This is a genomic window from Providencia sp. 2.29, from assembly GCF_015832305.1.
Taxonomy (GTDB): Bacteria; Pseudomonadota; Gammaproteobacteria; order Enterobacterales; family Enterobacteriaceae; genus Providencia; species Providencia stuartii.
The window spans coordinates 88,405-111,684 of the sequence record NZ_CP065420.1 but is presented as its reverse complement, the minus strand read 5'-3'; the positions used below and the strand labels follow the sequence as shown (position 1 = coordinate 111,684).

The 23,280-nt window shown below is 42.8% G+C and carries 22 protein-coding genes; 16 read left to right on the top strand and 6 right to left on the bottom strand.

Annotation, left to right across the window (positions count from 1 at the left end; genetic code table 11):
• The first annotated feature begins 355 nt into the window (after positions 1-355).
• Positions 356-907, top strand: coding sequence for an ADP compounds hydrolase NudE (nudE, locus tag I3B46_RS00460; protein ID WP_004916049.1), 552 nt, complete (start codon positions 356-358; stop codon positions 905-907).
• Between the two features lie 128 nt (positions 908-1,035).
• Here the strand turns inward: nudE and mrcA are convergent, their stop codons facing one another.
• Positions 1,036-3,567 carry a peptidoglycan glycosyltransferase/peptidoglycan DD-transpeptidase MrcA gene (gene mrcA, locus I3B46_RS00455; protein WP_014657121.1) on the bottom strand — a complete coding sequence of 844 codons (2,532 nt, stop codon included), beginning with the start codon at positions 3,565-3,567 and terminating at the stop codon, positions 1,036-1,038.
• A 116-nt stretch (positions 3,568-3,683) separates the two neighbouring features.
• Between mrcA and pilM the strand changes: the two genes are divergently transcribed.
• From pilM to I3B46_RS00395, 12 genes are all read left to right on the top strand, one after another.
• Complete coding sequence (pilM, locus tag I3B46_RS00450) at positions 3,684-4,526, top strand: pilus assembly protein PilM (RefSeq protein ID WP_040132637.1); 843 nt, start codon at positions 3,684-3,686, stop codon at positions 4,524-4,526.
• Positions 4,513-5,052: a PilN domain-containing protein gene (locus I3B46_RS00445; RefSeq protein ID WP_040132636.1), complete on the top strand. Its 540-nt coding sequence runs from the start codon at positions 4,513-4,515 to the stop codon at positions 5,050-5,052. Before pilM ends, I3B46_RS00445 begins: the two co-directional genes overlap by 14 nt.
• On the top strand, positions 5,045-5,593 hold the full coding sequence (locus I3B46_RS00440; RefSeq protein WP_004916055.1) for a hypothetical protein: 549 nt from the start codon (positions 5,045-5,047) through the stop codon (positions 5,591-5,593). The genes I3B46_RS00445 and I3B46_RS00440 overlap by 8 nt, the downstream gene beginning before the upstream one ends.
• Positions 5,583-6,620 (top strand): secretin N-terminal domain-containing protein, encoded by a 1,038-nt coding sequence (locus I3B46_RS00435; RefSeq protein ID WP_014657124.1) that lies wholly within the window; start codon positions 5,583-5,585, stop codon positions 6,618-6,620. The genes I3B46_RS00440 and I3B46_RS00435 overlap by 11 nt, the downstream gene beginning before the upstream one ends.
• Positions 6,621-7,123: 503 nt before the next feature.
• Positions 7,124-7,645: a shikimate kinase AroK gene (gene aroK / locus I3B46_RS00430; RefSeq protein WP_004916057.1), complete on the top strand. Its 522-nt coding sequence runs from the start codon at positions 7,124-7,126 to the stop codon at positions 7,643-7,645.
• Between the two features lie 34 nt (positions 7,646-7,679).
• Positions 7,680-8,774 carry a 3-dehydroquinate synthase gene (gene aroB / locus I3B46_RS00425; protein ID WP_004916059.1) on the top strand — a complete coding sequence of 365 codons (1,095 nt, stop codon included), beginning with the start codon at positions 7,680-7,682 and terminating at the stop codon, positions 8,772-8,774.
• Between the two features lie 319 nt (positions 8,775-9,093).
• Positions 9,094-9,999: an SPOR domain-containing protein gene (locus tag I3B46_RS00420; RefSeq protein WP_014657126.1), complete on the top strand. Its 906-nt coding sequence runs from the start codon at positions 9,094-9,096 to the stop codon at positions 9,997-9,999.
• A gap of 80 nt (positions 10,000-10,079) precedes the next feature.
• The gene (gene dam / locus I3B46_RS00415; protein ID WP_004916061.1) at positions 10,080-10,964 is read left to right on the top strand and encodes an adenine-specific DNA-methyltransferase; all 885 of its coding nucleotides are present in this window, start codon (positions 10,080-10,082) and stop codon (positions 10,962-10,964) included.
• A 34-nt stretch (positions 10,965-10,998) separates the two neighbouring features.
• A complete protein-coding gene (gene rpe / locus I3B46_RS00410) occupies positions 10,999-11,673 on the top strand; it encodes a ribulose-phosphate 3-epimerase (protein ID WP_004916064.1) in 675 nt (224 codons plus the stop codon).
• Positions 11,670-12,362 (top strand): phosphoglycolate phosphatase, encoded by a 693-nt coding sequence (locus I3B46_RS00405; protein ID WP_104873096.1) that lies wholly within the window; start codon positions 11,670-11,672, stop codon positions 12,360-12,362. Before rpe ends, I3B46_RS00405 begins: the two co-directional genes overlap by 4 nt.
• Positions 12,363-12,381: 19 nt before the next feature.
• Positions 12,382-13,425 (top strand): tryptophan--tRNA ligase, encoded by a 1,044-nt coding sequence (gene trpS / locus I3B46_RS00400; RefSeq protein WP_004916068.1) that lies wholly within the window; start codon positions 12,382-12,384, stop codon positions 13,423-13,425.
• A 174-nt stretch (positions 13,426-13,599) separates the two neighbouring features.
• Positions 13,600-14,337, top strand: a complete 738-nt coding sequence (locus I3B46_RS00395) for a 3-oxoacyl-ACP reductase family protein (protein WP_004916069.1) — start codon at positions 13,600-13,602, stop codon at positions 14,335-14,337.
• A gap of 57 nt (positions 14,338-14,394) precedes the next feature.
• Here the strand turns inward: I3B46_RS00395 and I3B46_RS00390 are convergent, their stop codons facing one another.
• The 3 genes from I3B46_RS00390 to I3B46_RS00380 form a co-directional block, all read right to left on the bottom strand.
• Positions 14,395-15,573 (bottom strand): lactate oxidase, encoded by a 1,179-nt coding sequence (locus tag I3B46_RS00390; protein WP_196993210.1) that lies wholly within the window; start codon positions 15,571-15,573, stop codon positions 14,395-14,397.
• Positions 15,574-15,625: 52 nt separating this feature from the next.
• On the bottom strand, positions 15,626-16,192 hold the full coding sequence (locus I3B46_RS00385; protein ID WP_004916073.1) for a YceI family protein: 567 nt from the start codon (positions 16,190-16,192) through the stop codon (positions 15,626-15,628).
• A gap of 97 nt (positions 16,193-16,289) precedes the next feature.
• Positions 16,290-16,967: a hydrolase gene (locus tag I3B46_RS00380; protein WP_004916074.1), complete on the bottom strand. Its 678-nt coding sequence runs from the start codon at positions 16,965-16,967 to the stop codon at positions 16,290-16,292.
• A 266-nt stretch (positions 16,968-17,233) separates the two neighbouring features.
• Between I3B46_RS00380 and I3B46_RS00375 the strand changes: the two genes are divergently transcribed.
• On the top strand, positions 17,234-18,109 hold the full coding sequence (locus I3B46_RS00375) for a pirin family protein (protein ID WP_004916075.1): 876 nt from the start codon (positions 17,234-17,236) through the stop codon (positions 18,107-18,109).
• 56 nt (positions 18,110-18,165) lie between these two features.
• Here I3B46_RS00375 and I3B46_RS00370 read toward each other — a convergent pair whose 3' ends face one another.
• Positions 18,166-19,077 carry a LysR substrate-binding domain-containing protein gene (locus I3B46_RS00370; RefSeq protein WP_004916076.1) on the bottom strand — a complete coding sequence of 304 codons (912 nt, stop codon included), beginning with the start codon at positions 19,075-19,077 and terminating at the stop codon, positions 18,166-18,168.
• A gap of 186 nt (positions 19,078-19,263) precedes the next feature.
• Here I3B46_RS00370 and I3B46_RS00365 point away from each other — a divergent pair, with 186 nt between their 5' ends.
• Both I3B46_RS00365 and I3B46_RS00360 read left to right on the top strand, forming a co-directional pair.
• Positions 19,264-20,946, top strand: coding sequence for an ABC transporter ATP-binding protein (locus I3B46_RS00365; RefSeq protein WP_163761877.1), 1,683 nt, complete (start codon positions 19,264-19,266; stop codon positions 20,944-20,946).
• A complete protein-coding gene (locus I3B46_RS00360; RefSeq protein WP_053110896.1) occupies positions 20,943-22,574 on the top strand; it encodes an ATP-binding cassette domain-containing protein in 1,632 nt (543 codons plus the stop codon). The genes I3B46_RS00365 and I3B46_RS00360 overlap by 4 nt, the downstream gene beginning before the upstream one ends.
• A 5-nt stretch (positions 22,575-22,579) precedes the next feature.
• On the opposite strand, the gene yiiM is transcribed toward I3B46_RS00360, so the two are convergent.
• Entirely contained in the window at positions 22,580-23,260 is a 681-nt protein-coding gene (gene yiiM, locus I3B46_RS00355; protein ID WP_004916078.1) for a 6-hydroxyaminopurine reductase, read from the bottom strand.
• Between the last annotated feature and the right edge of the window lie 20 nt (positions 23,261-23,280).

The following is a 23,280-nucleotide window of genomic DNA, read 5'->3' as shown; positions in this document are numbered from 1 at the left end:
TTCCTATTCTATTTTTAGTTTTTATGTTAATTTACAATATGTTGTAATTAAAAAATTTTATTTATTAATCTGTGCTCTTTTTATACACTTCATATATACATAAAATAATTCAAGTTGTATGTTTGTATACATGCTAAGTACGCCATTTTAATATAAAAACCTAAGAGACGAAGCACTGTACCTTATTATCATACCTCTCACACAACTAGAAGTGCGATAGGTATACTAACAGCATTTTATCAACCCGATAATCTCTATCAATTTTTTTTGATATGGGTCATAGTTAACAACAGTGTAATAGCGACATTGTAGCGTCGCTGATATTTTTATTCACTCACCCTATTCGGGAATTGTTATGACTGAGCTTAAAAAGCCAAAAATCTTGAATATTCAGGATGTTGCTCATTCCAAGTTATTCAGTATCCAATCTGTTGACCTCGAGTTTAGCAACGGCGAAAAACGCATTTATGAAAGGATGCGTCCAGGGAAACGTGAGGCCGTACTCATTGTTCCTATCATCAATGATAGTTTGATCCTAATCCGTGAATACGCTGTCGGTATTGAAGATTACGAATTAGGGTTCCCTAAAGGCGCTATCGATCCCGGTGAAACCCCAATAGAAGCAGCACAACGCGAGTTAAAAGAAGAAATCGGTTTTGGTGCCAATCACATCACACAAGTGGCGAAACTCACCATGTCACCCTCTTACTTCTCTAGTAAGATGAATATTCTCATCGCAAGCGACCTCTACCATGAAAAGCTAGAAGGGGATGAACCAGAGCCTTTACAACAGGTTAGATGGCCAATTGCACGCATGATGGAGTTACTTGAACACCCTGATTTCAATGAAGCGCGTAATATCAGTGCCTTATTCTATCTTGAGCGTTATTTAAAAAAATACAATTAGCGCCATTTTTCCAAATAGATCACCGATTAATTTTTGCGTTAAAAATAAATAGGAAAATCAATACAACGATTTTCCTATTTAACATTTACTCTCTTGTTAGCTCCCCTTTGAACAGGGAGCCAAACACATTAGAACAGTTCTTGGCTCTCGCCGCCCTCTTCAAAGATAGTCGTTCCAACCTCTTGAATAGCATGCTCTTTAGGCTCAGTACCCTCAATAAAATACTCTTTACGAGAATTGCCTAGCTTACCCGTCCGACTATCAATAGAAACAGCAATGATCCCTTTCGGTGGCTTCATCATCGTAACCGGTACACCTTCTAAGATTGACTTCATAAAGTCATCCCATATTGGTTGAGCGCTTTTCGCCCCCGCTTCACCACCGCTGATTGCAGTGCGCCCTAAGGTACGCCTATTATCATCAAAACCAATCCAAGCCGAGGCGACAACATCAGGGCCGTAACCGGAGAACCAAGCATCTTTCGAGCTATTCGTTGTGCCTGTTTTACCACCAATATCACGGCGACCACCTAGATCTCTCGCTGCACGCCAGCCAGTACCTAACCAACCTGGTTCACCATAGATATTCGTCATCATTGCATCCCTAATTAAGAACGCTAAAGGTGTGCTGATAACATGAGGCGCATACATATCTTGAGGTGTCGCTTCTTTTGGTGCCGCAGATGTCACTTCCATCGTTGGCTCTTGCTCCGTTGGTTTATCATCTGATTGAGTAATTTCTTCTGTCGACTCGTCATCAACGCCTTTAAGGGCGATCGTACGCTCCGTATTTCCATAAATCACTGGAATATCAGTACAATCAGGGCAAGCTATTCTTGGATTAGCTTCAAAAAGCACCTCACCCTCTGCATTCTCAATTTTTTGGATATAGTAAGGGTCAATCAGATAACCACCATTCACCATCACCGCATAGCCTCGCACCATCTGCATTGGCGTAAATGATGGCGCACCGAGCGCTAAGGCTTCAGTCCGATTGATATTTTCCGCAGGGAAGCCAAAACGTGTGAGGTAATCGGCTGCATAGTCAACCCCCATCGCTCTCATGGCGCGTACCATAACCACGTTCTTTGATTCACCTAACCCTTGTCTTAAGCGGATAGGGCCTGCATAACGAGGTGGTGAGTTTTTCGGCCGCCAATCTGACCCTGCTCCCGCATCCCAACGACTGATAGGAACATCATTTAACAGTGATGCCAACGTCAAGCCTTTATCCATCGCTGCTGTATACAAGAAAGGTTTGATATTCGAGCCAACTTGGCGTAATGACTGAGTGACGCGGTTAAACTCACTCATATTAAAGTCAAAGCCACCCACTAAGGCGATAATCGCACCATTATTTGGGTTCAATGCCACAAAAGCCCCGTTAACTTCAGGAACCTGTCCCAGCCACCAAATATCTTTTACTTTGCGGATCCAAACTTGCTCACCTGCTTTCATCACCGCATTCACTTTACTTGGCATGGCACCTTGCTGGGTATCGGAAATGAATTTACGCGCCCAACGCACACCCGCTAAAGTGATTTTCTCTGTTGAGCCATCGGCCAATTGTACCGTCGCTTCGCTGTCCGTTGAGGAAAGGACAACAGCAGGTAATAATGGCCCATAAACAGGGGATTTTTTAAGTTTTTCGATAATTTTTTCTGTCGTCCAGGCAGGCTCTCCTGCTGTCCACAACACGTCTGCTGGCCCGCGATAACCATGACGGACATCATAATCAATTAAATTATTGCGTACCGCATCAGTGGCTGCGAGTTGGTCTTTGCGAATAACCGTTGTGTAGACTTTGTAACCGTCAGTATAAGCATCTTCACCATGTTGCTCATACAATGTTTGGCGTGCCATTTCGGCGAGGTAAGGTGCTGAGAAATCAATTTTCGGTGCGTGATAAGACGCTTCAATTCGCTCATTTTTTGCTTGTTCATATTCAGCTTGGGTGATGTATTTTTCTTCTAGCATACGCCCAAGCACCACATTACGACGGCTAATCGCTTTTTCATAAGAGAATAAAGGGTTTGATGTCGAAGGTGCTTTTGGTAAACCCGCGATCATCGCCATTTCACTGAGCGTTAATTCATTAACCGTTTTACCAAAATACACATACGCGGCTGCGCCAACCCCATATGCACGGTTACCAAGGTAAATTTTATTGAGGTACAGTTCCATGATCTCATTTTTGGTGAATAACTGCTCAATTCTCACCGCAAGAAAGACCTCTTTTACCTTACGCATTATGGTTCTTTCTGGGCTTAAGTAAAAGTTTCTGGCTAATTGCTGGGTGATTGTACTCGCCCCTTGGGAAGCACGACCCGAAGATGCCATTACCGTAACGGCACGGAAAATACCCACAGGGTCGATACCATGATGCTCATAAAAACGGCTATCTTCCGTTGCAATAAAGGCCTTGATCATCAGGGGTGGGATATCAGCTAATGGCAGCGGAATACGGCGTTTTTCACCATATTGTGCAATTAATTCACCATCAGCACTGAAGATTTGCATCGGCGTTTGTAGGCGGATGTCTTTCATTGTTGCGACGTCAGGTAACTCATTTTCGACATATTTGTACATGCCAAAAATCGAGGCGGTTCCCAAAAAAATGCAACAAATAACAATAATAAAAAAATATTTTACGAACTTCACCGGATAATTCCCATACTCAACAGACAGGAGGGTTTAGATATAGCTGGCGCGTAGTATAAAGCTTATACAGCTCAATAGAAATCGTAATTTATTTGTTGATGATAAGGAAATTATCTATGTATTCACAAAAATGGAACATCGGAATAGACCTTTGCCAAGCCTCAATTCAACTTGTTGCCACAAAACAAAACCGCAAACGGCGGTACTTATGCGAGTGTTGGCAACATAATATTCCAAACGAAATCACCAGCCAATCTGAACATGATAGATACGAGATGCTACTGAAAATTTTAATACAATGGCGTCGGAAATTACCTAAAAATTGTCAGGTCTCAATGGCATTTTCTGCTCTGAGAACATTAAAACAGCAAGTGACTTTACCTGAACAAGTGACTTTAAAGCAACCTGAGCTAGGTTGGTACTTACAAAGCTGCGCCGAAAAATTGTTTCCACTAAGTTCAGAAGATTTGGTGATCGATTATCGTGTGATAGACAATCGAGCCTACCTAAACGGGGTACGTAAGTCAGAGATCGTGTTTTGGCAAAATTTATTACATGACAGTGGCTTCTTGTTAACCGCAATTGATGTCGCCCCTTGTGTCTTACGTTACATTGCACGCTATGCTGGGTTACCCGATGAGAGTTGGCTAATACATTATCGCCAAGGGGAGTGGCTATGGACTGGCCCCGTCAGTCAACCTGCAACTTATAATCAAATCCAAGAAAATGACATCACCACTCTTCCACAAATTATCGCTCTACTCAATGAAAACAATGGGCCACTAAAATTGCCTCTCTATTATATCGGTGATCACCATAAGTCTCAGGCGGTACATTCATGGAGCCTATTGCAAGCCTTTCATAACCATACCGTTAAGCTCCCTCACCAACTCGGTGATTTTGTGGTTGCAACAGGTTTAGCGTTACGCGATAAGGATCGTGACCATGTATCAAGTTAATTTTTTACCTTGGCGGCAACAGCGTATTACTCGCAATAAACGGCGGTGTTTCGCGCTATTTATTCTGCAAAGTTGTCTAGTCGCGATCGTGGTTATCTACAATTCTTCACAACAGCAGTTCGAACAAACACAGTGGCAGATCACCAAAATGCAACTCGAACAACATGTCGCGCAAAAGCAGCAACAGATAAAGGTGATTAACGAAAAACAAGCCAAGCTCGCTGAATGGCAAACGCACCGACAACACCTTAATCGGCAAGCACAAAGTAACCGAACTCGGTTAAATCTTCTTTATAAGCTGCCTGAACTTACACCGCAAAAAAGCTGGCTCGCGAAGGTTTCACTCACTGGTAATAACCTAGAAATAGCTGCTGTTAGCTATGATTTTCACGATATTAGCCAATTGATCACTCGCTTAGAAAGCAACCCGTTATTGCATCAAGTACAACTCATAAAAATGGGGAAAACTCGTCAGGTTAACTACTTGCATGTAAGTGCACACTATCAGGAGGAGACGAATGAATGATAATGCCTCTGGGTTTTGGTATCGCCCTTTTTGGCAACAAACTATCCCTCTTTGGGTTGCTACGATTGCTATCTTACTGGCTTACACCTTTTTTTATTGGCAGGAAGTGGAGTCTCAACTGACTGAACTTAAAAATAAAACTCAGCATATCGCCTCTCAATCACAACAATATACGCAGGCACTAACACAACTTCCTTCACTCCATCAACTTGAGCAACAAATGGTGGCTCTGGAGCAAGAATTAACATTATCAAAACAAAACGCAACACAATTTGTGGCTCATATACAACACATGGTTACCCAAACAAAGGTCGTACTTAACCGTTTACAACCCTCGGCGGCTGTAGCGGCCAATGAGCAGCGTTATCAGGTTGAAGTTCAAGGTGATTACCCGCAAATTTACCGCTTCATCCATGCCATTATCACGCCCGCATCATACCAAACAGGTCTCATTTCTGAGGTACGTTTTTCGCCTCGCAATGGCGAGTTAACAGCCACATTCACCCTCTCATTTATCAAGGATGATATTAATGAACAATAAACTGTTTTTAGCTGTAATCATTGTTTTTACTATTCCCTTAAACGTGATCGCTCAAGAGATGCGCGACCCCTTCATCCCTCTGCCTTTAGATGAAACTCACCAAAAGCTCGCCTCTCCCTCACCAACTCCCTCTCATCAACCCGTCGAGAATCCATTCATCGAAAAAATCTTTAAACTCACATCCATAAGTGCAACAGATGCCCTCGAACAGTTAAAACACCCTGAAAATGCTTTATTATCGAGCCAAGCTACCGCCATCAGCCACTTTGCAACAAATAGTTTAGTGATAAAAGAGACAAAAACCCGCTTACAGCTGATTGAAGAGTGGTTAAAGCAACTTGATGTTCCTAAACAGCAAGTCCAAATTACCGCACACATTATCAGCAGCAGCCGGACAGCCCTGCAAGAGTTAGGCTTGGAGTGGGGAATGTTATCGGGTAGCCCCAATAATAGCCGCTACCAGCGTTATAACCGCTATGACTCTTCATCAGGTCAGTTTAATTTACTTCGGCTGGGCGAAGGGCTGTTAGAACTTAAACTTAATGCTTTAGAAAAAGAAAATTTGCTCTCTATTATCGCAAGCCCTCGTTTGATGGCTTCACACAAACACCCCGCCAGTATTCAGCAAGGGTCTGAAATCCCCTATGTCACTAGCACAGAAAAGAAAACACACGTTCAGTTTAAAGATGCGGTATTAGGAATGGAGGTCACGCCAACTCTCTCACGCGGAGATCACGTTGAGCTACTACTGAAAATCAGTCATAACTCCCCTGATAAAGCGATTACCACCAGTGATGAACACTATTTAGCGATCAATAAGCAAGAAATCGCTACCTCTGTCACGATACGCAACAATGAAACATTGATACTCGGCGGCATTTTTCAACAGAAGCAAGAAAAAACAGAAACAGGCCTACCTTTTCTTTCCAACATTCCCCTTTTGGGAAAGTTATTTACCAATACAGGTGAACATATTGACCGTAGAGTTCTTGTGGTTTTTATCACACCAAAGCTGATCAATATTTAGATAAAAAAATAATATTGATACTTCAAGTAGTTGAATGAATATAAAGGAAATGTGAGCGGAGAAAATTATTTTTTATGCCATAAACTTACCGGATAAATTTGACGCTGACGTCGTTTTAGCATACAAGGTTACCCATTGAGTGTTCTAACTATCAGTAGATTAAAGAACAAGCTATCAGCCGCTTATAAAATAGCCGCAATCAATTTGCTCTATAAATTAACACGTTCCTCTGCTTTTATATGCAGTGGCAATACTGTTAAAACTCATGTTGAACAAAACGTTAGGCAAAATAGACGGCATAATAAAAGAAACCAGTAACACAAATGTGGCACTTTGTTCGCTCAGTGCCACATTTATATAGTTGCAATTCAGGTTGATGTATTGAGATAATTTTCTTATCTGATCTCACTTATCACTCATGAGGTTTCAGTTTAGGTCCCGTCGCTAATTCGATTGGCGGGGCGGGTTATCATTAACGAATAATCGTAGTAATACCAAAAAACATGGCAGAGAAACGCAATATCTTTCTGGTTGGACCGATGGGTGCCGGCAAAAGCACTATTGGTCGTCAATTGGCTCAACAGCTTAATATGGAGTTTTTCGACTCTGATCACGAGATTGAAAAACGTACAGGTGCAGATGTAGGCTGGGTCTTTGACCTAGAAGGCGAGGAAGGCTTCCGCGAGCGCGAAGAAAAAATCATCAATGAGCTTACCGAAAAACAAGGCATCGTACTGGCAACGGGTGGCGGTTCAGTAAAATCGAAAGAAACTCGCAATCGCCTATCTGCTCGTGGTGTTGTTGTGTATCTCGAAACCACTATCGAGAAACAGTTGTCTCGAACTCAACGTGATAAAAAACGGCCACTATTACAAGTGGATGAACCGGCTCGTGAAGTTCTTGAAAAATTGGCATCTGAACGCAACCCGATGTATGAAGAAATTGCTGATATCACCATTCATACTGATGAGCAAAGTGCCAAAGTTGTCGCAAGCCAAATCATTGAGCTGTTAGAAAAAAACTAACTTAACATTACTCATGGCAACAAGGTAAAGCAAGATGGAAAAAGTCACTGTTACTCTGGATGAACGCAGTTATCCAATCACAATTGCTCCGGGTCTTTATAACCAACCAGATGCTTTTTGGCCACTCAAAGCGGGTCAACGAGCTATGTTGGTGACCAACGAGACACTTGCGCCTATCTATCTTGAGAAAGTGACGCGTGCTCTTGAAGCAGCAGGGGTAACAGTAGATTCAATCATTTTACCGGATGGGGAACAGTATAAATCCTTGTTCATTATGAACGATGTTTTCACTGCCTTACTCGAAAAACGCCATAATCGCGATACCACCCTCATAGCACTTGGTGGGGGTGTTATCGGTGACCTAACAGGTTTCGCCGCAGCAAGTTATCAACGTGGGGTTCGTTTTATCCAAGTACCAACCACCTTGTTATCACAAGTAGATTCATCCGTAGGCGGCAAAACCGCGGTAAACCATCCATTAGGCAAAAATATGATCGGGGCATTTTATCAGCCCGCCTCTGTCATCATCGACCTTGATTGCTTAAAAACGTTACCGAAAAGAGAGCTTTCATCTGGTCTTGCTGAGGTCATCAAGTATGGCATCATCCTTGATGGGGAGTTTTTCAGCTGGCTAGAAGCGAATATCGACGCTCTAATGGCTCTTGATAATCAAGCCATGGCTTACTGCATCCGTCGCTGCTGTGAATTAAAAGCACAGGTCGTCGCGGCTGATGAGAAAGAGACTAGCGGCTTAAGGGCGCTACTTAACCTTGGCCATACTTTTGGTCATGCTATTGAAGCCCATATGGGCTATGGCGTTTGGCTGCACGGTGAAGCCGTTGCAGCAGGTATGGTGATGGCGGCTAAAACGGCAGAACGCATAGGCACATTCACCGCACACCAAACTCAGCGAATTATCGCCTTGTTAGAACGCGCTGAGCTACCTGTGACGGGTCCTGAGCAAATGAAACCGGATGACTATTTACCTCATATGATGCGGGATAAAAAGGTCATGGGCGGGAAACTCCATCTTATCTTACCTACCACAATCGGCCATGCAGAAATGCGCTCAGATATTGAAACACAAACAGTACGAGATGCGATATCGTCCTGTTTACCCGAAACCTAAGCCATCTTGTGTGATTATCAGCCAGAAACAGATAAAACCATCCAGATAATTTGAGGTTTTAAAATGTTTCTGGCAGATATGTCTTAAAATCGTTAAATTATAAGCTATGCCTAAAGTTTCAGGTTACAACACACTCTCAAACACTTAGACTTTTAGACATGCAATATCATATGTCGTATTAATCATATGAAGACGATATGACAAGTATAAGACTATCCTTTGCAACATCGCGGGTATACACTATTTACTCGTGAAGAGGCCGTAATGAAAAGAGAAATTTTATCTCGATTACAAGGTGATATTTATTCGGGAGGGCAAAATGGACGAATTTAAACCAGATAATCAGCCTAATACACAAAATGATCTACGGCCAGATACATCCGACCGACCGGCAGGTCGTAGCCGTCCATCATCAACAGCAAAACCTAAACTCACGATATCTCGCCAACATATTATGATTGGTGTAGGTGTTTTGGTGCTGTTATTACTGATTATCGCCATTAGCTCAGCCTTAAAAGCTCCAACAGAGCATGAAAAGCAGCAAACTGATACAACGGCAAACGAGCGTAATATCGATTTGTCTAGCTCTTCATCGCTTAGCAATAATCAAAGCCCATCAGGCCAGGCACAAGAGATAAACGTACCGCCTGTGAACCCAGTACCTACCCAAGGTACTCAACAGCAACAAACAAATAATTATGGTGAACGGATTGAAATCCCGGGTGATGTTGTCGATGCTCTAAACCAAGGTCAATCACTCAACCAAGGCACGGCGAATACGCCGGCACAAAATATTGCACCGCCTCCTGTGACACAAACGCCACCGGCCCAAAAGCCACAAACGGTGCCTGCAAAACCAGAGAGGACGCAAACAAAGCCTGTTGAAACTAAACAACCGGCTCAACCTAAGCAGCCAGCAAAAACAACCACGGCGAACCAAAATCAAAGTGGTAACTTAATGTCAGCGCCTGCGAGTAACTACACATTACAATTAAGCAGTGCAAGCCGTTCTGATACACTAGAAGCTTTCGCTAAACAACATAAACTCAATAACTATAAAGTTTATAAAACAATCCGTAATGGGCAAACTTGGTATGTTCTGATCCACGGCAACTATCGCTCCGTCAATGAAGCTAAAAGCGCTATTGCGACTTTACCAGCCGAAATTCAAGCGAAAAAACCATGGGTTAGAAATATGAAGCAAGTTCAACAGGATCAGAAATAACAACGTTTTATAGCGGGCGCATTATGCTGTCCTGACAGAGTACCCAATACTACTCTAAACGTTTGTAACAATAAGACGGCATGAAAAAAACACGCGCTTTTTTGAAATGGGCCGGCGGCAAATACCCTCTAGTGGAAGATATCAAAAAACATCTTCCACAGGGTGATTGCTTGATCGAGCCCTTTGTAGGAGCAGGTTCTGTTTTCCTAAATACCAGCTACGATGCTTATGTCCTAGCTGATATCAACAGCGACCTCATTAACCTCTACAATACCGTAAAATACCGTACAGACTCTTTCATCGGAGAAGTACGCGAGATCTTTACGCCTGAATTTAATACCGCCGAGCAGTATTACATTAAACGTCAAGAATTTAACCAATCTACAGACCCTATCAAACGTAGCGTATTATTTTTATATCTAAATCGCCACTGCTACAACGGGCTATGTCGTTATAATTCACGCGGCGAATTTAATGTGCCTTTTGGTCGTTATAAAAAGCCCTACTTTCCAGAAGAAGAACTACTGTGGTTTGCCGATAAAGCGCAAAAAGCGACCTTTGTGACCCAAGATTATGAAAGTACGCTGCTATCTGCGGAATCAGGCTCGGTCGTTTATTGTGACCCTCCGTATGCTCCGCTTTCCGAAACAGCGAACTTTACGGCCTATCACACCAATGCCTTTAGCGCTCAAGAACAACAAAATCTTGCGCGATTAGCCCATTATTTGTCTTCAGATCGCAAAATTCCGGTTCTGATTTCAAATCATGACACGCCAGCAACAAGAGAGTGGTATCATCAAGCTAAATTACACATTGTCAAAGTGCGTCGAACAATCAGTCGAAACATACTTAATCGCGCGAAAGTCAATGAGTTGTTGGCACTATATAACGGGGAGCCTGCGCTAAAACTCCCCAAAAACGCTGATAAGAAAAACATCAAGCGCCTCTCGTCTGGCGTGGAATGACTCTCAGGTGACGTTTAAATAATCGGAGACAATAATGAAAGATTTTCTCATTGCCCCATCTATTTTATCTGCAGATTTTGCCCGTTTAGGCGAAGATACCGCAAAAGTACTAGCCGCTGGCGCGGATATCGTGCATTTTGACGTTATGGACAACCACTATGTTCCTAACCTCACGTTCGGTGCACCGATTTGTAAAGCCCTACGCGACTACGGAATTACTGCGCCAATCGATGTCCACTTGATGGTTAAACCTGTCGACAGAATTATCCCTGACTTTGCAAAAGCAGGCGCAAATCATATCAGCTTCCACGTTGAAGCCAGCGAACATGTCGATAGAACACTACAGTTAATCAAAGAACATGGCTGTACTGCTGGCCTCGTTTTCAACCCAGCAACACCATTGAGCCACCTAGAGTATGTGATGGATAAAGTCGATATGATCCTACTCATGTCGGTAAACCCAGGCTTTGGTGGTCAATCCTTTATTCCACATACGCTGACTAAATTGCGCCAAGTCCGTAAAATGATCGATGAAAGTGGCTATGATATTCGTTTAGAAATCGATGGCGGTGTTAAAGTTGATAATATTGCCGAAATTGCCGCTGCTGGTGCCGACACCTTTGTTGCAGGATCTGCAATTTTTGGTCAGCCTGATTACAAAACCGTCATTGACCAAATGCGTAAGGAATTACAAAAGGTATCTCAATGACACAACCGAGTTTAGAAAACATCAAAGCAATTGCCTTTGATTTAGATGGTACTCTCGTTGACAGTGCCGGTGGATTAGCTGAAGCGCTAGATAACGCATTAAAAGAACAAGGTTTTCCACCAGCAGGGAAAGAGCGTGTTTCAATTTGGGTAGGTAACGGTGCCGATGTCATGATTGAACGCGCATTAACATGGGCGGGAGCAACCATCACTCCCGAGCTTCACCAAGCGACCCGTGACAGTTTTGATAAATTCTATGCCACCGCTGTGACAACGGGCAGCGAACTATTTCCAGAAGTCAAAGAGACGTTAGAAAAGCTCGCATTCCATAACATCCCTATGGCCATAGTGACCAATAAACCCACACCTTTTATCGCGCCATTACTGGAAAAATTAGCCATTGATCGCTATTTTTCGTTAGTGCTTGGCGGCGATGATGTGAAAGAGAAAAAGCCACACCCAGCGCCACTGTATCTCACCATGGGCAAGCTTGGTTTACGTAAAGAGGAATTGCTTTTTGTCGGTGATTCCCGTAATGATATTATTGCGGCAAAAAGCGCACAATGCCCTAGCGTTGGCCTAACTTACGGTTATAACTATGGTGAATCAATCGCTCTGAGTGAGCCTGACTGTGTATTAACACACTTTTCAGATATCCTGCCTACCATCGGTTTATCTGACACAAAATAATTAAAGGATATAAAAAGAAATGAGTGAACCCACTGAAAAACAAAAGCAAACCCAAAAACCTATCGTATTCAGCGGCGCGCAGCCTTCCGGTGAATTGACCATCGGTAACTACATGGGTGCGCTACGTCAGTGGGTACAAATGCAAGATGATTACGACTGCATCTATTGTATCGTTGACCAACATGCGATCACTGTACGTCAAGACCCTGACGAGCTACGCAAAAGAACCCTCGATACCTTAGCACTCTACCTCGCTTGTGGCATTGACCCGAATAAAAGCACTATTTTTGTTCAATCCCATGTGCCGCAACATGCGCAACTTAGCTGGGCGCTAAACTGTTACACTTACTTCGGCGAACTAAGCCGTATGACACAATTTAAAGATAAATCAGCGCGTCATGCAGAAAACATTAACGCTGGTTTATTTGATTATCCTGTATTAATGGCTGCCGATATTTTACTTTATCAAACTAACCAAGTTCCTGTTGGTATCGACCAAAAACAGCATCTTGAGTTAAGCCGTGATATTGCACAGCGTTTTAACGCGATTTATGGCGATATCTTTACCGTGCCAGATCCTTTTATTCCGACTGGAGGTGGCGCTCGTGTCATGGCTTTGCAAGATCCAATGAAGAAAATGTCTAAGTCTGATGATAACCGCAATAACGTTATCGCCCTGCTTGAAGATCCAAAATCAGCAGCGAAAAAAATCAAACGTGCGGTCACTGACTCAGAAGAGCCGCCTCGTGTTCGTTATGACATCGAAAACAAACCAGGTGTTTCAAACCTGCTAGATATTTTATCTGGCGTAACGGGTAAAAAGATTGCCGAGCTTGAAGCCGAATTTGAAGGTCAAATGTACGGTCATCTTAAAGGGGCAGTGGCAGATGCCGTCTCTGGCATGTTGGCTACACTCCAAGAGCGTTATCATCAATTCCGTAATGACGAAGCGCTGCTCAACAAAATTATGGATGAAGGCGCAACCAAAGCGGCAGCACGCGCGCAAGAAACCGTTGATAAAGTTTATGAAGCCATTGGTTTTGTAAAACGCCCTCAGCTGTAATTCATACACGCCCTTATCTCTTCTAAAAGGTAAGGGCTTTTAATTTAAAAACTCACCTTTCTCTTCACCTTCAATTATTTTCAACAACCTCATCGATTTATCTCTCTGGTGTCTCTGTGCTTTTCTCAGTCAAATAGCTCACTCATTGATATGTAATAACGTTAAGGTGAATCTATGTTATTCAAAAATAAATATGCTTTTGTTCAAGGTGGATCAAGAGGTATCGGTGCTGCTATCGTCAAACAATTTGCTCAAGCTGGGGCCAGTGTCGCTTTTACCTACGCCTCTTCTGACGATAAAGCTAAAGCTTTAGTGGCTGAAATTGAGCAATTTTCAGGTAACGTATTGGCAATCAAAGCAAATAGCGCTGATGAAAATGAAATAAAAGCCGCCATCACACAAGCCGCCAATACATTTGGTAGCCTTGATATCTTAGTTAACAATGTTGGTACTTTAGAGCTAGGAACATTAGATACCCTATCATTAGAAGCGTTCGATCGCTCCTATCACCTCAATGTTCGCAGCCTATTTATTGCCAGCCAAGCTGCATTAGAAGTGATGAATAATAATGGGCGCATTATTCATATTGGTAGCATTAACGCACAAAGAGTACCATTTGAAGGCGGTAGTGCTTATGCGATGAGCAAAGCCGCTATCGTAGGGCTTACTAAAGGGATGGCTCGTGATGTCGCTAGCCGAGGCATTACTGTGAATAATATCCAGCCCGGTCCTGTCAACACGGACATGAATCCTGAACAAGGTGAGTTTGCAGAGAGTTTAAAACAGATCATGGCATTAAAACGTTATGCCAGCGCCGATGAAATAGCCAGTTTTGTCGTTTATTTAGCCAGCCCTGCCGCTGCTTATATCACAGGTGCAAGCTTAAATATTGATGGTGGATTTAGCATCTAATTATCTTAATAGCATAAAAAAACGGGAGGCATCTCCCGTTTTTTCACTTAATGAAATTTATTGAAAATCCATATCGGTATAAAGCTTCGTTGCTTTTACACTTTCAATATTTTTCGCGCCACCCAACATCATATTAATGGATAATTCTTTATTCAGTTGCTGAATAATGGAATTCACCCCTTCCGCGCCCCCTAAATTTAATCCATATAAAATTGGACGACCCACCGCGACAACATCAGCACCACTTGCTAGCGCTTTAAACACATGGGAGCCACGGCGAACACCACTATCAAAAACAATAGGAACACGTTTGTTGACCACTTTTGCAATGGAAGGCAAAACATCAAAAGAAGCTGGGCCGCTATCTAATTGTCGCCCACCATGGTTAGATACCCAAATCGCATCTGCACCAGCCTTGATCACTCTATCTGCATCTTCAGGTGATTGGATCCCTTTCACTATCACAGGCAAACCCGATAGTTTTTTCACGTAAGCAATATCTGCTGGGGTAAAGGCTTGTTTAGCTTGAGCATAAATTTCGCTGATCCCAGCCCCTTTACCTGTTTTAGAGCCATCATCATTTTGTTTAGCGAACAGTTCTAAATTGGCAAAACCAAGTGGGAATTGGAAGTTATTGCGAATATCATCTTCGCGATAGCCACCAACAGGCGAATCCACCGTTAAAATAATCGCTTTAGCACCACTCTCTTTAGCTCGTTTCAAGGTAAACTCATTGAAAGCATTATTCTTGCTCATATAAAGTTGGAAGAAGAATGGGCTTTCCCCTGAAACTTCGGCGACTTCTTCAATAGTCTTGTTACCATAAGTACTTAATGAAAAAATTGAGCCAGCTTTCGCCATCCCTTTGGCTGTCGCAATTTCACCGTCTTGATGGGCCAAACCTTGAGCTGCCATTGGGGCTTGAATAATTGGCGTTTTTAAATCAATCCCTAAAAATTGGGTTGATAAGTCAATATCTTTAATTTCAATCCCCTGCATTACCCGCGGCATAATGTATTTTCTATCAAAGCTACGCGTATTTTTATCTAAGTTCAGCTCATCTTCGGCCCCACCTCGAATATAGCCAAAAGCCCCTTTTTCCATGTTTTTCGCAACTTGGTCTTCTAGCTCATCTAAATTGATAATTTTAATCGGTCCTTCTTTGGTACTCGCTTGATAATCCGCGGCTTGTGCAGCCCCAACGGATAAGGTCAAAGCCAGTATCGCCGATGACATCACCGCGATGGGCTGTTTTTTTGCTCTGTGTAACATACTCCACCTCCTCAACTTATTGTTTGATAGCTTCCGCTTGTATTTTTATCACTACCTCTTTTGCCATTCCCTCTTTTGCAAGGAAATCCACCCCCCATTTTGTACGGTCAATGGTCGTTTCAAAGTCACCACCACAAACATCCGCTTTAAAAATAGGACTGAAATAACAGCCGAATTTCGTTGTTTTCAACTGAACGGGATGAGACTGTCCTTTCATGGTTAAAATGCCATCAATAGAAACAGGTTTATTATCCGCAAAGTTCCATTTAGTTGATTTAAATTCGATGGTTGGGTATTTCGCTACATCTAACATATCGGCGCTCTTAATATGGTTATCAAACGCTGTTAGACCGGTATTTAATGTCTCCGCTGGGATTTTGACATTAATGCTTCCCTTGTTTTTTTCTGGGGAATAGCTCATATCACCACGAATGTTGTAGAAACCACCGCTATTGGTCGATGTATTAAAGTGATCAATATAGAAAACCGCTTTAGTATGGGTTGGATCTAACTGATAATTTGCGGCTTGAGCAGTACCGGCTACCAATAGTGAAGCCAATAATGGCAATACAATCTTTTTCATGGAATACATCCTAATTATTTGTTTTATCTAAATTAATACAGATAGGTAGCCTCTACTTTTAGTAAAGGCTACGGATAATTCGAGTTAAAAATAAGGCTTAGCGTTCTGAATCTAATTGCTCATTGTTTTTCAAAACATCTTGAGCTTTCATATAGCTTTCAATGAGCAGTTGATATGCAGGGAAAATTTGCGTGTAAGCTTGTGCCCATTCTGCCGCATCTTCACGATTCCACGTTTTCTGAATTTCAGACGCGACCGCGGCTGTATCCATTGGTACCACACCAGCTTGGACCATGCGTGCTAAGGTGATTTCTTGTGCCATTTTGCTATAAGTACCAGATGCATCAATGACGACAAAAACTTGGTAACCGTCAGCTACCGCACTAATAGCAGGGAAAGCCATGCAAACACTGGTTATCGTGCCCGCGATAATCAGTTGTTTTTTACCCGTTGCTTTAACTGCTTCAACAAATTCAGGGTTATCCCATGCGTTGATTTCACCGCGACGTGCAATATATTGTGCATGTGGCGCATTTTGGTGAATTTCAGGGATCAGAGGGCCATTCGGGCCTTGTGGTACAGATGCTGTTGTGATGACAGGCATTTTTGCCAATGAAGCTATTTTTGCGAGAACAGCAGCACGCGCTCGCAGCTCTGTCATTGGCATATCACCGACAGTTTGGAACAAACCACTTTGATGGTCTATCAATAACATCACTGCATCATCTGGATTAATAACAGGACGCTGTCCATTGAAGTTTGCCGGATTACTCATAATGAAACCTCTCAATCAATAAAATAATGAAATGCTTTTAAACGAGAAATAGAACAATCGTTGCCCCGCTCTCTTGTTATTTACATTAATTCATCGATTTTTTGTTGAGTAGTCCGGTTTTTAGTAAACACTGTTCTAAAAATAGGATAATGGAAACCAGAACTATTGTTCTAGTAATGAAACAATGAAACCTATTTTTACCACTACTGATAACGAAATCGTGCCCCTATGATAAATACATCAGAATCTATTTTAGGAGCATAACCATGAAAAAGATCATTGGTATTTATAACGCACCTCGCAGTCATTGGGTTGGAGATGGCTTCCCTGTTCGCTCATTATTTAGCTATAACAACCACGGGAAATATCTCAACCCATTTCTTTTACTTGATAGAGCGGGGCCTTTTACCTTCCCAAGCTCAGATGCTGAGAACCGTGGTGTTGGAGAGCATCCGCACAAAGGGTTCGAAACGGTAACTATCGTCTATGATGGTGAGGTTGCACATCATGATTCTACAGGTGAAGGGGGCGTGATTGGTCCAGGAGATGTTCAGTGGATGACTGCGGCATCCGGTATTTTACATCAAGAATACCAATCCGATGATTTTATGAAAAATGGCGGCACCTTAGATATGGTGCAACTGTGGGTCAACTTACCGGCTAAAGATAAATTGGCGTCTCCGGGATACCAACTGCTAAAAAGTAGCCATATTCCGAATATTGCTTTACCTAATGATGCAGGCTATTTACGCGTCATTGCAGGTAACTATCTAGGAAATAATGGTGCTGCACGTACATTTACCCCTTTAGATGTTTGGGATCTCAAACTGAAAAAAGGTAAAACAGTAGGGTTACAAACTAAAGCCGGCCGTAATGTTGGTTTAGTGATGTTACATGGCTCGTTAATTGTTGATGGTCACGCTAGTTTAAATGAGGGAGAGCTGCTCATCCTTGATAGTAGTGACAGTAATATTGTTATGGAAGCCACGGAAGATGCTGTTGTACTCTTCTTAAGCGGTGAGCCCATTGATGAACCCGTTGTCGGCTATGGTCCCTTTGTGATGAATAGCGATAAAGAAATTATCGAAGCGGTTAATGATTTTAATCGTGGTAAATTTGGCCGAATCCCTCAAAATCAATAAGATAATAACTCCTCGATAGGGTGACTATTGAGGAGTTATCTTTTTACGGTGATGGATTATGATGATTTAACAGTTGGTGAAATATTCTCAGCCAAATAATTTAATAATAGTTGTACTGATGGCAATAAACCTTTTCTTGATGGGTAAACCGCATGAATAATATCTTCAGGAAAACGCCATTCAGGTAATATCTCAATCAATGCCCCTGAACTTAAGTCTTTTTCCACCACACCATAAGGCAATCGAGCAATACCAATTCCCTTTAATGCGGCTTTATACAAGGTCAAAATATCGGTTGTTGCTAATTTGGGGATAAAGTGCTGAGTGAAGCTTAAGTCCTCACTGTTTTTCAGTGTCACCGTATAATTTTGGGAATGTTCGGTATTTGCCAATATTGGGTAATTCACTAACTCTTCGGGTTGTTGCAGCGGCTCTCCGCCTTTAAATAACAACGGGCTAGCGACCAAAACCCGCCGTGAATAACCCAATACTTTCATCATTAAACCCGAATCATCTAACGGCAGCGAACGCACTCGCAGCGCCATATCTAACCCTTCACTGATCACATCAACGGGCCGATTAACTGCTAAGATTTGTACATCGATCTCCGGATACTTCACCATAAAATCGACTAATAAATCTTGCAGATACACTTGAAGTAAAGCGACAGGACAAGACAATTTAATGATCCCTTTCGGGTCAGTTTGTACAGAGCAGATCAGCTCCTCAGCAATTTTCGCTTCATCGACAACATTTTTGCATTGTTGATAAAAGGTTTGGCCGATTTCAGTCACATGGAACTGGCGTGTTGAACGATAAATTAAGGAAACATTGAGTTTCTGCTCAAGATCAGCAATACGGCGGCTAAGTTTAGATTTCGGGATCCCCAAAGCAAGACCTGCTTGTGAAAACCCGCCATGCTCGACTACTTTGACATAGTAGTAGAGGTCATTTAAATCGTACCGCATCCCTATTCCCCTTTTTACTAAAACCTATTTATATTACTGAAAATCGATAATAAGTCTGCTTAAATTACGCCATTTACCCCGTCAATAAGACCCGTTAGCCAAACAAATAGTTTCGGTATCGAAACAACTCATTGCCAGTTAAACAAGGAAATCAATTAAAGTAACTACCCGGCTATGGAGGTTTCTATGTACCGCGCACTTTGGGCATTGTTACGCCCTTATCGTTTTGTTTTAATATTTGCTGTTATTTTACAAGCTATCGCTGGCATTAGCTCCCTGATCCCTTGGGTTGCAATTAGCCAAATCGCCTTATCCCCTGTTGAACAAGGGAACACTTGGGTCATTATTGCATTTATTAGCGGAGTCGTATGGCTCGTTTGTCAAACACTTGCCCTATACCTAACCCATCAAACGGATAACCAATTGTGCTATCAATTAAGGCTAAAAATACTCAATAAACTCAATCGACTTCCTTTGAGTGAATTTGTTTATTCAGGTAAAGAAGGGATCCAAAAAATTGTTGATCGCGATGTGCGCTTGCTGCATCAACTCACCGCCCATGCACCTGCCGACTTGGCTCAACTGTTTGTCGTTCCAATAACTGCAACGCTGATCTTATTATGGACCAACTGGGCATTAATGATTTTTTGCCTACTTCCTTTAATCATCACCATTTACCTTTTCCGCCAGCTACGCTCACCACGTTATCAATCGCTATTCACTGCTCGTGACCAGACGATGGGGAATTTATATGCTCAATATGCAGAGTTTGCCGATAACCCATTACTTGCAAGACAGTTTCCAAACCGCGCCATTCAACTTGCTGTGACACAAGCACTCTCCGCTTTTCTCGTGGCCTTTAATCGCTGGATTAACAAAATCGGCGCATTCAGTTCACTGACTCAAATTGGAATGAGTACCACATTACTGACGTTATGGGTGATTATTGGGTCGTTGGTAGTGCCGACCTCGGTGTCACTGTCGCAAATGGTGTTGTTTATTCTTTTGATGCATAGCATTACCGCTCCAATCGCTGCCATGGGGCACGGTGCCGATGCCCTCAACCATGCAGTCGCCGCTTCAGAGCGTATTCGCCATTTTCTTGAGCAAACAGAAATGCAGTATGGTGATAAATCACTGCAAGGAGCGCCTTGTGCCGTTCATATTCACGATGTGGATTATTGTGTACAGGATAAAACTTTACTCTCTAACATCAACTTAACCATTCAACCCGGTCAGCTTGTCGCTATTGTTGGTGCATCGGGAGCAGGAAAAAGTACACTTTTACAATTGATGGCACGGTTCCTCGACCCAACTCGTGGCGAGTTATACTTTAATACGACGCCCCTACCTCAATTCTCATTAGCAGGGTTAAACCAGCAAGTATCTATCGTGATGCAGAATACTCAACCTATTCCGTGTTCGCTGAAAGAAAATCTACAGCTATTTGCCCCCGATGCGACAGCGGTCGAAATCACTGACTACCTTGAAAAATTAAATCTACTAACACGGCTCCAGCAATTACCAAAGGGGCTAGACAGTTTAGTCGGTCATGATATCACCTTATCAGGTGGTGAAGCTCAACGTTTAGCCATCGCTCGCGTGCTGCTCTCTAAAGCCCCTATTTTGTTGTTTGATGAGCCAACATCTGCATTAGATCCGCAAAATGCCGAATTATTTTTCCAGCTTTTAAACCAAGAGCAGCGTACACGAGTCTTGGTCACCCATGATCTGAGCTATTTATGCCATGCAGATACGGTGATCTTACTGGAAGAAGGACAAATAATTGCTCAAGGTACACACCTACAGTTATCTGAACATACTCCCCAATATCAACAATTACTAAGTGCATTGGAGGACGCCGCATGATCCGTCTGTTCTTAAGTACCGTCCGTCGTGCGCTATTATGGATGATATTCGCTGCTATCTTAGATGGTATCAGCGGGTTGCTACTCGTTCCTGTGATCATCAATTGGGGCTCCGACGATATAAGTGCGCTGATTTGGCTACTGGTGAGTAGCTTAGTGTCATTAACCGTTATTTTTATCGCCACTCAGAAAGGCTACCTTGCAGGTGGCATTGTTATGCGCACGCTCACCAATGCATTAATACGCCATCTACCTGTCTCATTAAAACCAATCCCGAGTGCGACAAGTTTAGTTTCTGGGCCAATTTCCCATGTGATGTCCATTCCTGCTCACTTATTACACCCAATCATTAGCGGTATTGTCACCCCTTTAACCGTGATCTTAGGGGCATTGATTCTGAACTTTTGGCTAGGAAGCATCCTGCTAATGATTGGCTTCATGTTATTACTTATTTTACGTTTTTCCGCCAAACACGTGTCATTCGCCGAAAAGCAAGTACACGCCTCACAGCAGAAGGTTATCGATGAATTAGGCCACTTTGCCACACATCAACCGCTGCTTCGCAGAGCGGGTGTCAGTCAACAGCAGCAACAAGGTTTAGAGCAGAGCCTGACTCAGCAATATCAGACACAAAAACAACTTCAACGCCGTAGCTTGCCTTTTCATTTGCTGTTTTCATTCGCTATTCAAGTAACCTTTATCGGCTTATTAACTTTCGGCTTATTGGCGGTCAATCGTGAAACACTTACCCTACCTATGTGGTTAGCCGCCATGCTGTTATTAGCGCGTTTTATTGAGCCACTCTGGTTGCTTTCCCATTTAGACCAAGCATTACGCCAAGCTAAAAAATCGCTCAATCAGATAACCCAAGCACTGGAAACACCTGAGCTTAATTTTGTTCGTTCATCTCAAACCCCATCTGAAAATACCGTGAGCTGTAACGCCTTATCTCAGCGTACAGAGGAGGGGAAAGTCCTATTAAAACCGCTCGACTTAACTTTTAAAGCAAATACATTCACGGCCATTGTGGGGGCGTCTGGCGCTGGAAAAAGCACGTTATTGAATTTGTTGGCGCGCTTGCAAGACCCTTCACAAGGCGTAGTGCGGTATGGCAATAAAGATATCGCTCAATTATCGCAAGCAGTGCTCTGTAGTAAGCGAGGCATATTATTTCAAGATAACCGGCTGTTTAAAGGCAGTTTACGGCAAAATATGACTGCCAGTTCAGAAGAGATCGATGATCCATCAATCATCGCCATGCTTCAACAACTCAATATCGATGCAGATCATACTTTACTAGATGGAGATGTAGGTGCTGGCGGGCAAATTTTCTCTGGTGGACAAAGGCAACGTTTGTGTATTGCAAGACTACTATTAAGCCGTCCTGATATTATTTTGATGGATGAGCCGACAGCTAGCCTTGATTACATCAATACTGCCGCTGTTATTGAACAGCTACTCACTGCCAACCAGCAGACACGTATTGTTGTGACTCACCAACCGATGCTTGCCAGCCAAGCCGATCATATTATTGTGATGGCATCTGGCGAAATCGTTGACCAAGGAACACATGCAGAATTATTAGCCCGTGAGCCTTGGTATCAACAATTTATCAGCGGCAGCCTTTAAGAATATCAGCCTCGCTTACCAAATAAGCGATGGCTGAACTCTTCAATACGGCGATGCTCAAGCCTATTTTGCATCGTCAGGCTCCAACTTGCAGACAGCCCCGCGGCTCCTAGCAAACGTTGATATAACTCTTCATCGAATGGGGCATGAAAAGCGATCATAATCGCTTCTTGAACAGAAATATCGCTATTACGACTTAAAAGGGTGATCGGTGTTGCGGCACTGACTGACCCCGTCTTTATCACTCGATACAACCAACCACAACGACCATTTTCTTGCATTATTTGAGCAAAGTTTTCAACGCCTGTCAGGCCATTGAGCTTATAGCATGGCGAGCGTGGTTGGGTGACTTGAATACGAGCATCACCCCAAGCATAAATATCACCAATAAAGACATTCTCTTCTGTCATACCTTGAGTCGAGATATTTTCACCAAACGCTGGTGGCGTAAAAAGAGATTCAAGTTCAGGATAAGCATTAGCCCAGAATTGATAGTGCTCTGCCGGATAATGGCATAGCGCCCGATCAGGGCCACCATGAAAGCGTTTTTCAGCTTGCTCATCTCCCTCAAGCCCTAATTGCCCTAATGGCAACGGCCCATCCACTTGACGCTTATGAATAGCGCTCTGACCACAATCTAATGTGGCTTTGACTTCGCCGATATAGACTTGAGGATGAATTTGCATTGCGATTACACCTTTATCGT